Genomic DNA, 8915 nt, shown 5'->3' with positions numbered 1-8915 from the left:
ACGGCGAGTTACTACCTGCAGCAGCCGCTCCCGGGGAGCTACTACCTCCAGCAGGTGCCTGCCGCTGGCTATTTCCCCCCGTTAGAGGACCCCTACACGGAGCCAGGTGATACCGGGCTGGAGTCCTGGCCCTGGCCAGAGGAGCCCTGAGCGGCGGAGGCTCCGTGGCCGGGCGGCGGAGCCTCTCCACTGCGAGCGTATTCCTCTGGGACGCGAGGCGCGATACACCTGGGGTCGCCATGGCAGAGACCCCGATGAACATCCCCACCGTCGACCTCACCGATCTCTCGTCGAAGGACCCCGCCCGCGTCGAGCGCGGCGCGGCGGCCATCCGGGAGGCCTTCGGCGTCTTCGGCCTCGTGTACGTGAAGAACCACGGAGTCGATGCCCAGGCGCTCGAGCGCTACTACGACGCGTTCCGCACCTTCGTCTCCTGGCCCACCGAGGCCAAGCGGCCCTACGGCCGTGCGGACATCTGGTACCAGCGCGGCTGGACGCCTCCCAATACCGAGGTGGCCGTGGCCAGCAATGGCCAGCCGGACTTCAAGGAGTGCTACTTCGCGGCGCCCTACCCCTCCGACGAGAGCTCGGCGCTCGAGTTCCCGCAGATCTACCCCGAGAACGTGTGGCCCCCGGATGCGCCGCCGTTCTTCCAGGAGGGCCTGCTCACGCTCGGCCGGTCGCTGCACGAGGCGGGGCTCGGGCTGCTGCGCGGCGCGGCGGTGGCGCTCGGGCTGCCGGAGACGTCCTTCGCGGACCTCTGCCAGCGGGGCCCTCACGTCACGCGCGCCCTCCAGTACCTGCCGCTCACCGACTCCCAGGTGAACACCGGCATCGTCTGGGGCGAGGAGCACACGGACTTCAACCTGCTCACGCTGCTGCCCGGAGGCCGTTTCCTCGACCCGAAGGGCCAGCCGGCCAAGAGCCCCGATGACAAGAGCGGCCTCTACCTCCGCACCCGCCCGACGCCCGAGGAGCCCAAGGGCCGGATGGTGCGCGGCACCGCGCCGGCGGGGTGCATCGTCGCGCAGGTGGGCCAGCAGTTGGAGATCCTCACGGGAGGCACGTTCCTCGCGACGCCGCACGTCATCACCGCGCCCGGCGTGCCGGGCTGGCAGCGTCAGTCGGCCGCGCACTTCATGCACGTGCACACCAACACGGTGCTCTTCCCGCTGTCGAAGTTCCGCACCCCCGACGCCGTGCGGAACTACGCGCCGCCGGTGCTCGCGGGCACGTACGACATCAAGACGCTGGTGGACATCGGTCTGGCCCCCTCGAGCGCGCTCGATCAGCTCGGCTACCGCCACTATGACCGGCTCAACCAGATGCGCGCCGAGAGCGCGAAGTCCTAGTGCCGCTCGTCACGGAGCCCTATACCGCCCAACGCGAGCGCTGGCCGGGAGCGGGCCGGCACATCCTGGCCCAGCATGACGAGCGCACCGTCGTCGTCTACCAGGCCTACAATCCGCGCATCGGCCACTTCGCGGCGGAGCACCGCTACTTCGGGGGTGACTTCCGCCTCGGCCGCATGAGTTGGATCAAGAGCAACTTCCTCTGGATGATGTACCGCTGTGGCTGGGCCTCGAAGCCGGACCAGGAGACGGTGCTCGCGGTGTGGCTCCGCCGCGAGGCCTTCGAGTCCCTGCTCCCCCAGGCGGTGCACTCCAAGCACGTGCCGGAGGTCTACGGCTCCGAGAAGCAGTGGCAGGAGCAGCTCGCCCGCTCCGACGTCCGGCTGCAATGGGACCCCGATCACGGCCCCAGTGGCGGTCCCCTGGAGCGGCGCGCCATCCAGCTCGGACTGAAGGGCGAGGCACTCCGGCGCTACTCGCGCGAGTGGATCGTGGACCTCGAGGACATCACGCCTTTCGTCCGGGAGCAGCGCGAGCACGTCCAGGACGGCCGGCTCGACCTGCTGCTCACGCCGCGTGAGACGGTGTTGTGGCCCGCCGATGAGGCCACGGCCTCGCGGCTGGGGCTCTCACGGCCCTCTTGAGCCGCGTGGTAGGACGAGGCCATGCGCCTGCGCCACCTCGCCCTGGTCCTCGCCCTGCCCCTCCTGCCGGCCTGCAAGAGCCAGAAGGAGGCGCCTCCCGCACCGAAGACCGAGGCCAAACCCCCCGAGACCCAGAAGAGCCGCATCGGACTCGTCCTGGCGCTCGGAGGACGTGGGGATCAGTCCTTCAATGATTCGGCCCTGCGCGGCCTGGAGGTCTGGGCCGCGGGCGTGAAATACGAGGGGGGCGGCTACAAGGACGTCACTCCCGGGGAGCTCGAGACCACGCTCCAGCTGTCGCTCGGACAGGACAGGGCCCGGCGCGACCTCCAGGTGACGCCGCTCGGCATCACGCCCGTCGTCCTCCAGAGCCGGGTGGCCGAGGACTACGAGCCCAACCTCCAGTTGCTGGTGGAGGAGCAGGGCGTGGAGCTGTCGCTCGCGGTGGGCTTCATGCTGGAGAACGCGGTGGAGGCGGCGGCGAAGCGCAACCCGGACAAGCACTTCCTCCTGGTGGACAGCCCGCTGCTGTCCGCCCAGGGCGAGCCGTACTCCCTGCCCAACGTGCGCACCGTCGTCTTCCGCGAGGAGGAGGGCTGCTACCTGGTGGGCGCGCTGGCCGGGCTCACGACGAAGACGGGCAAGGTGGGCTTCGTGGGCGGCATGGAGATTCCGCTGGTGAAGCGCTTCGAGGCCGGCTTCCGCGCGGGCGTGGCGGCCACCCATCCCAAGGCCACCGTGCTGTCCAACTACACCGGCGGCTTCACCCACTTCGCGCTCGGCAAGCAGGTGGGGCAGGACCTGCTGACCAAGGGCGCGGACGTCGTCTTCGCCGCCGCGGGCGTGGACGGACTGGGCGCCATCCAGGCCGTGAAGGAGGCGCGCGACGAGGGCAAGACCGTCTACGTCATCGGCGTGGACTCGGATCCGTCACACCTGGCGCCCAAGGCGGTGCTGTCCGCGGTGGTGAAGCGCGTGGACCTGGTGGTGTACGAGGCCGTGAGGGATCAGGTCCAGGGCCGCTTCCAGGGCGGCAACCAGTCCCTGGGCCTGAAAGAGGGCGGCATCACCTACGCCCCGGTGCGGCTGGACTTCCCCGGCAAGGCCGACGCCCTGGCCCGGCTGGAGGAGCTGAAGGGGAAGATCATCTCCGGGGAGATCCAGGTACCCACGCACCCGGATTAACTCCGGCCCGCCACCGCCGTCCCCGGCACGCCCTGAGCGCTCGCGATCAAGGCGTCTTCGCGGCGGCCTCGAGCACCTTGCACGCGGGAGCGAGCCCGAGGTTGCACGCCTTCTGGATGAACTCCCGGGAGCGCTCCGGACTCTTCGCCACGCCGCTGCCACTGCGGTGGGCGATGCCGGCGTTGAGGCAGCCTCCCGGGAGCTCCGCGGTGCAGGCCTTCTCGAAGAGGGAGACGGCGCGCTTCGGATCCTTCGCCACGCCGTGCCCCGCCATATAGGCCACGCCGAGGCTGTTGCAGGCCGTCATGTGCCCCGCGTCGCAGGCCTTCGAGAAGAGGGCCGTGGATTTCTCCAGGTTCTTCTCCACGCCCTTGCCGCTCGCATGGGCGATGGCGAGGCTGAAGCACCCATCCGCGTGGCCCTTGGCGCAGGCCTTCTCGAAGGAAGCGCCGGCACGCACGGGATCCTTGTCCACGCCCAGGCCCGCGTTGTAGGCGAGGCCCACGTTGAAGCAGCCCTTGGCATCCTCCGCCTTGCAGCTCTTGTCGAAGAGCGCGAAGGCCTGCTTCGGATCCTTCTGCACGCCCGTGCCCTCCGCGTAGGCGATGCCCAGGTTGTTGCAGGCGTCCAGGTGCCCCTTGTCGCACGCCTTCTTGTAGAGGGCGGCCGCGCGGGCATCGTCCTTGGTCACGCCCGCCCCCTGCGCATAGGCCAGCGCCGAGTTGAAACACTCCCCCTTGTCGCCCTTCTTGCAACCCTCCTCGTGGACCTTGGCCTGACGGGCCAGCTCCTCGCGGCCGAAGAAGGCCTCTTGCTTCTCGGCGGCCTTCGTCGCGGCCTTCGGGTTCTGCGCGACGGCGGGTGCCCCCAGCAGGGTAATGGCCAGACCGAGGCCGAGCACCCACGGGCGACGGCCATTCTCGGTTCCAGAACGAAGCATGTGGAAATCCTCCAGGGCGCCAAGGCCCATCCTGTCGGACGGGTATAGCCAGGATCTCCGCTCGCGCGAAGGGGACTCGCCCGCCAACAGCTTCCGCTTCGAACCCTTCTAATGAAGGCTGCTAAGCTGGCCTCCCGCCAGGAAGCCAGTCTCCATGTCCATTCCCAGACCGCTGCGGGCGGACACGCCCGCGGCCCCTCCGGAGCAACCCTCCCCTACCCCGGACTCGCCCGGGGTGCGGGTGGAGGGCGTCAACAAGTCCTACCGCCGGGGACAGCGCGTGTTGTCCGACGTGCACCTCCACATCCGCGCCGGAGAGACGTTCGGCATCATCGGCCCCAACGGTGCGGGGAAGACGACCCTGTTCGGGTGCATGCTCGGCCTGCTGTGGCCGGACTCGGGTACCGTGAGCGTCGCGGGCCTGCCACCGGATCACCTGGAAGTGCGCCGCCTCACCGGCTACCTCCCCGAGCGCCTCACCTTCGACGCGGGGCTCACCGCGCGCCAGTGCCTCGCCTTCCACCACGCCCTGGCCGAACGGCCCGTCCGCGAGCGTCCCCAGGAAGTGGAGGCCCTCCTCACCCAGGTGGGATTGGACAAGGCCGTGTGGGACCGTGACACGCGCAAGTTCTCCCGGGGCATGATGCAGCGGCTCGGCCTGGCCCAGGCGCTCGTCGGCCAGCCCCGCTTCCTCTTCCTCGACGAGCCCACGCTCGGCATCGACCCCGAGGGCGTGCTGCACCTGCGCGCGCTGCTGCGTGACATCAAGTCCCGCGGCGTCACCGTCATCATCAACTCCCACGACCTGGCCCAGCTCGAGAAGGTGTGTGACCGGGTGGCCTTCTTCCGAGCCGGCCGCGTGGAGGCCATCGAGGATTTGGGCTCGCCCTCCGCCACCCTCACCCGCCATGTGCTGGTGGTGCGCTGGGCTGGCACCCAATCCCTCTCACCCGAGCAGCTCGCCACGGTGAGCCGCGAGACGGGCGCCACGCTGATGGAGCCCGCGGAGGACGCGCTGCGCTTCTCCGTGGAGGATGACTGGGGTGCCTCGCGCCTGCTGGGGGCCCTGCTCCAGGCGGGCCTTCCCGTGGCCAGCGCCGCCCGCGAGGAGGGACGGCTGGAGCGCTTCTTCCAACAGCAAGGAGACCGGACCCCATGATGAGCATGCCCCTCTACCGGTCCCGCGTCACCCGGAGCTTCCACCGGTTTTCCACGCTCGTCCCACCGCTCGCCTTCGTCATGGTGTCGTTGGCCTGGAGCGTGGCGATGCTCCTCTACACCAACTTCCTCCTCACCCCGGAGATGGAGCTCCCGAAGGAGATCTTCCTCATCCCCCTGGGGGTAGGACTGTCCAGCATCGGCCGGGACGCCACGGAGGGGCTGCTGCCGGTGCTGCTCACCCGGCCCCTGCGGCGCTCCACCTACGTGCTCAGCCAATGGGCGGCCATGGGCACCGTGGCCTCCTTCTGGGCCCTGCTCCACCTGGTGCTGCAGTGGGGCCTCATCGTCGCCGCCACGCCCCACGGGCCCATGCCGCTGGAGGTGCTGTACAACGCCATCGGCCGGGTCTCCCTGTGCCTCGGCATGGCCGCCACCCTGGTGTGCTTCTCCACGCGGCTGCCCGGCTGGGGACACCTCGCGCTGTGGGGTGTGCTCTTCTTCATCGCCGAGCGGGTGCTGCCCGGACTGGGCAAGGACGAGTCGGCCCGGTTCGCCCTCACCGTGCGCCAGTACCTGCTGGGCGTGCTCATGCCCGAGCTGGACATCCGCAGGACGTTCGCCGCCACGCCCGTGTCCTGGCTGCGGCTCACCACGTACTTCTCCAATGTCACGCTGATGCTGCTGCTCGGCATCCACATCTTCAATCACCGCGAGGTGTCCTATGCGTCGCGTTGACCCGGGCTCCACCCGTGCGCTGCCTCGAGGGCTGCTGGTGGCCGCCGTGCTGCTGCTGGGCGCCCGGGGGGCCAGCGCCCTCTACGAGAAGCACAACCCCTCCCAGCCCTGGAGCCTGGTGGCCTGGGTTCCCCTGGAGCAGGCCGAGGCCCTCTCCCGCGAGCGCCATCTGCCCATCCTCTATTACTTCTCCGCCGACTGGTGCGCGCCCTGCCACATCATGGAGCGCGACGTCTTCAACAACGACTACGCGGCCCGCGGCATCAACGCGCGCTACATCCCCGTGAAGTTGAAGGATCGCCGCGAGGAGGAGGGCGTGAACCCGCCCGCCGTGCAGGCCCTCATCAAGGCGCACTCCGTCAGCGGCTTCCCCTCCTTCGCCGTCGTGGGAGTGGACGGAAAGCGCCTGCGCCTGAGGCAGGGCTACGGCGGCTACACCTCGATTCTCCAGTTCCTCCTCATCCCCACGCCCTCGGACTGAGGCACACCTGACTCAGCAGCAGCGCCCGCCGCCGCTCTTGTAGCGGGCGCGCATGCGCTCGTCGAAGAACTCCGGGTAGCTCATCACGGGCTGTCCGGGGTGCTTCGAGCGCATGTGCTGGACGTAGGTGTCGTAGTCGGGCACGCCGATGATCAACCGGGCGGTCCGCACCGCCTGGAGCCAGAACCCCGCCAGCGCGTCTCTCACGGCGCCCATGTCAGCGGCCCACCGTGGCCAGGGGAACGGGAGCCGACTCCTGGGCCGTGGGGACGGCCGAGCGGCGGGCGGCCAGCGCGGCGCGGACGCCGAACGCGACGGTCGCCACGACCAGCAGCATGAAGAAGACGGTGAGGGTGGCGTCCACGTAGTCGTTGGTGACGACCCGCTCCATCTCCTCCAGGCTCTTCGCGGGCGCCAGCACCCTGCCCTCCGCGGCGGCGGCGGAGAACGCGCGGGCATGGGCGAGGAAGCTCACCCGGACGTCACCGCCGAACACCTTCTGCCAGCCGGCGGTGAGCGTGCAGCACACCAGCCACACGGTGGGGAGCGCGGGAATCCACAGGTAGCGCTCGCGCTTCATCTTCACGAGCACCACGCAGGCCAGCGTCAACGCGATGGCGGCCAGCATCTGGTTGGCGATGCCGAACAGCGGCCAGAGCGTGTTGATGCCGCCCAGCGGATCCACCACGCCCTGGTAGAGGAAGTACCCCCAGCCGCCCACGCAGATGGCCGTGGCGAGCAGGTTGGCGGACCAGGACTCCGTCTTTCGCAGCGGTGCGTACACCAGGCCGGCCAGCTCCTGGATCATGAAGCGGCCCACGCGCGTGCCGGCATCCACGGTGGTGAGGATGAACAGCGCCTCGAAGAGGATGGCGTAGTGGTACCAGAAGGCCATCATGCCCGCGCCCCCCACGAGCCCGTGGAGGATCTGCGCCATGCCCACGGCCAGGGTCGGCGCGCCGCCCGCGCGGGACAGGATGGAGGACTCGCCAATCTCCTTGGCCGTCATGCTGAGCACGTCGGGGGTAACGACGAAGCCCCACTCACTGATGGTCCGCGCCGCCTGCTCGACGGTGGTACCAATCAGGCCCGGCGGCGAGTTCATGGAGAAGTACACGCCCGGGTCCAGCACCGACGCGGCGATCAGCGCCATCATCGCGACGAAGGACTCCATCAACATCGCGCCGTAGCCCACCATGAGCGTCTCGCGCTCGTTGGCCAGCATCTTCGGCGTGGTGCCGGAAGAGATGAGCGAGTGCCAGCCGGACACCGCGCCACAGGCGATGGTGATGAAGAGGAACGGGAACACGTTTCCGGAGAACACGGGCCCGGAGCCGTCGATGAACCGGGTCACCGCCGGCATCCTCAAGTCCGGCGCGGCCAGGATGATGCCCACGGCCAGCAGCAGGATGGTGCCGATCTTCAGGAAGGTGGACAGGTAGTCGCGCGGCGCCAGCAGCAGCCACACCGGAAGCACCGAGGCGCAGAAGCCATAGGCGATGAGCATCCACGCCAGCGGCTTGCTGCCATAGGTGAAGAGCGGGGCCAGGGACGGAGCCTCGGCGACGCGGCCACCCAGCCAGATGGAGAGCATCAACAGCACGAAGCCGAGGACGGACACCTCGAGCACGCGACCGGGGCGCAGGTAGCGCAGGTACACGCCCATCAGCAAGGCGATGGGGATGGTCATGGCCACGGTGAAGGTGCCCCAGGGGCTGTCGGTCAGCGCCTTGACCACCACCAGGGCCAGCACCGCGAGGATGATCATCATGATCATCAGCACGCCGATCATCGCCACCACACCGGCGGCGGGGCCCAGCTCCAAGCGCACCATGTCGCCCAGGGACTTGCCGTCGCGGCGGATGGAGAGGAAGAGGATCACGAAGTCCTGCACCGCGCCGGCCAGCACCACGCCGAAGAGGATCCACATGGTGCCCGGCAGGTATCCCATCTGCGCGGCGAGCACCGGGCCCACCAGCGGACCGGCGCCCGCGATGGCGGCGAAGTGGTGGCCGAACAGCACCCACTTGTCGGTGGGCACGTAGTCCAGGCCGTCATTGCGCAGCTGCGCTGGCGTGGCCCGCGAGGGGTCCAACTTCAAGGCCCTGTCGGCGATGAACCGCCCGTAGAAGCGGTAGCCGAGCATGTAGACGCAGACGGACGCCACCACCAGCCAGGTGGCGTTGATCGTCTCGCCCCGGTGCAGCGCCACCGTGCCCAGACAGAACGCGCCGACGACGGCGACCAGTGCCCAACCCAACCTGCTCGCGACACGACCCATGACCCCTCCGCTCCTGTGTCTCGCGGCAACGTTCCCGCCCGGGACGCACGGGGTCAATGCTCAAGTTTCCTCCCATGCACCAGTCATCAACACACGGCGCCACGTGAGCGGCCCTGGTGACAGACCAATATCCCCT

The 8915-nt window shown here is 69.2% G+C and carries 9 protein-coding genes; 6 read left to right on the top strand and 3 right to left on the bottom strand.

The window, feature by feature from the left end:
- The first annotated feature begins 239 nt into the window (after positions 1 to 239).
- Genes Q664_RS18040 through Q664_RS18030 form a run of 3 tightly spaced genes read left to right on the top strand, consistent with a single transcriptional unit; the run spans position 240 to position 3181 of the window.
- Positions 240 to 1352 (top strand): isopenicillin N synthase family dioxygenase, encoded by a 1113-nt coding sequence (locus Q664_RS18040; RefSeq protein WP_043396736.1) that lies wholly within the window; start codon positions 240 to 242, stop codon positions 1350 to 1352.
- Positions 1352 to 1996 (top strand): DUF4291 domain-containing protein, encoded by a 645-nt coding sequence (locus tag Q664_RS18035; RefSeq protein ID WP_043396733.1) that lies wholly within the window; start codon positions 1352 to 1354, stop codon positions 1994 to 1996. The genes Q664_RS18040 and Q664_RS18035 overlap by 1 nt, the downstream gene beginning before the upstream one ends.
- 21 nt (positions 1997 to 2017) lie before the next feature.
- Positions 2018 to 3181: a BMP family lipoprotein gene (locus tag Q664_RS18030; RefSeq protein ID WP_043396731.1), complete on the top strand. Its 1164-nt coding sequence runs from the start codon at positions 2018 to 2020 to the stop codon at positions 3179 to 3181.
- A 46-nt stretch (positions 3182 to 3227) separates the two neighbouring features.
- Here the strand turns inward: Q664_RS18030 and Q664_RS18025 are convergent, their stop codons facing one another.
- Positions 3228 to 4121, bottom strand: coding sequence for a tetratricopeptide repeat protein (locus Q664_RS18025; RefSeq protein WP_160174431.1), 894 nt, complete (start codon positions 4119 to 4121; stop codon positions 3228 to 3230).
- Between the two features lie 154 nt (positions 4122 to 4275).
- Between Q664_RS18025 and Q664_RS52275 the strand changes: the two genes are divergently transcribed.
- The 3 genes from Q664_RS52275 to Q664_RS18010 are packed head-to-tail and all read left to right on the top strand — an operon-like array spanning position 4276 to position 6498.
- Positions 4276 to 5280, top strand: a complete 1005-nt coding sequence (locus Q664_RS52275) for an ABC transporter ATP-binding protein (RefSeq protein ID WP_052518303.1) — start codon at positions 4276 to 4278, stop codon at positions 5278 to 5280.
- The gene (locus Q664_RS18015; RefSeq protein ID WP_043396725.1) at positions 5277 to 6017 is read left to right on the top strand and encodes a hypothetical protein; all 741 of its coding nucleotides are present in this window, start codon (positions 5277 to 5279) and stop codon (positions 6015 to 6017) included. Before Q664_RS52275 ends, Q664_RS18015 begins: the two co-directional genes overlap by 4 nt.
- Positions 6004 to 6498 carry a DUF255 domain-containing protein gene (locus Q664_RS18010; protein ID WP_084610043.1) on the top strand — a complete coding sequence of 165 codons (495 nt, stop codon included), beginning with the start codon at positions 6004 to 6006 and terminating at the stop codon, positions 6496 to 6498. Before Q664_RS18015 ends, Q664_RS18010 begins: the two co-directional genes overlap by 14 nt.
- A 12-nt stretch (positions 6499 to 6510) precedes the next feature.
- Here the strand turns inward: Q664_RS18010 and Q664_RS18005 are convergent, their stop codons facing one another.
- Both Q664_RS18005 and Q664_RS18000 read right to left on the bottom strand, forming a co-directional pair.
- On the bottom strand, positions 6511 to 6714 hold the full coding sequence (locus Q664_RS18005; protein WP_043396718.1) for a YbdD/YjiX family protein: 204 nt from the start codon (positions 6712 to 6714) through the stop codon (positions 6511 to 6513).
- A 1-nt stretch (position 6715) separates the two neighbouring features.
- Positions 6716 to 8779 (bottom strand): carbon starvation CstA family protein, encoded by a 2064-nt coding sequence (locus Q664_RS18000; RefSeq protein ID WP_043396715.1) that lies wholly within the window; start codon positions 8777 to 8779, stop codon positions 6716 to 6718.
- Positions 8780 to 8915: the final 136 nt, after the last annotated feature.

The organism is Archangium violaceum Cb vi76, assembly GCF_000733295.1.
Lineage (GTDB): Bacteria > Myxococcota > Myxococcia > Myxococcales > Myxococcaceae > Archangium > Archangium violaceum.
This window is presented reverse-complemented; position numbering and strand designations above follow the sequence as displayed.

What these genes read in the sequence shown, in the direction of transcription:
- Q664_RS18040 (WP_043396736.1), top strand. Translation starts at nt 240, where the DNA reads ATGGCAGAGACCCCGATGAACATCCCCACCGTCGACCTCACCGATCTC.
- Q664_RS18030 (WP_043396731.1), top strand. Translation starts at nt 2,018, where the DNA reads ATGCGCCTGCGCCACCTCGCCCTGGTCCTCGCCCTGCCCCTCCTGCCG.
- Q664_RS18025 (WP_160174431.1), bottom strand. Translation starts at nt 4,121, where the DNA reads ATGCTTCGTTCTGGAACCGAGAATGGCCGTCGCCCGTGGGTGCTCGGC.
- Q664_RS52275 (WP_052518303.1), top strand. Translation starts at nt 4,276, where the DNA reads ATGTCCATTCCCAGACCGCTGCGGGCGGACACGCCCGCGGCCCCTCCG.
- Q664_RS18015 (WP_043396725.1), top strand. Translation starts at nt 5,277, where the DNA reads ATGATGAGCATGCCCCTCTACCGGTCCCGCGTCACCCGGAGCTTCCAC.
- Q664_RS18010 (WP_084610043.1), top strand. Translation starts at nt 6,004, where the DNA reads ATGCGTCGCGTTGACCCGGGCTCCACCCGTGCGCTGCCTCGAGGGCTG.
- Q664_RS18005 (WP_043396718.1), bottom strand. Translation starts at nt 6,714, where the DNA reads ATGGGCGCCGTGAGAGACGCGCTGGCGGGGTTCTGGCTCCAGGCGGTG.
- Q664_RS18000 (WP_043396715.1), bottom strand. Translation starts at nt 8,779, where the DNA reads ATGGGTCGTGTCGCGAGCAGGTTGGGTTGGGCACTGGTCGCCGTCGTC.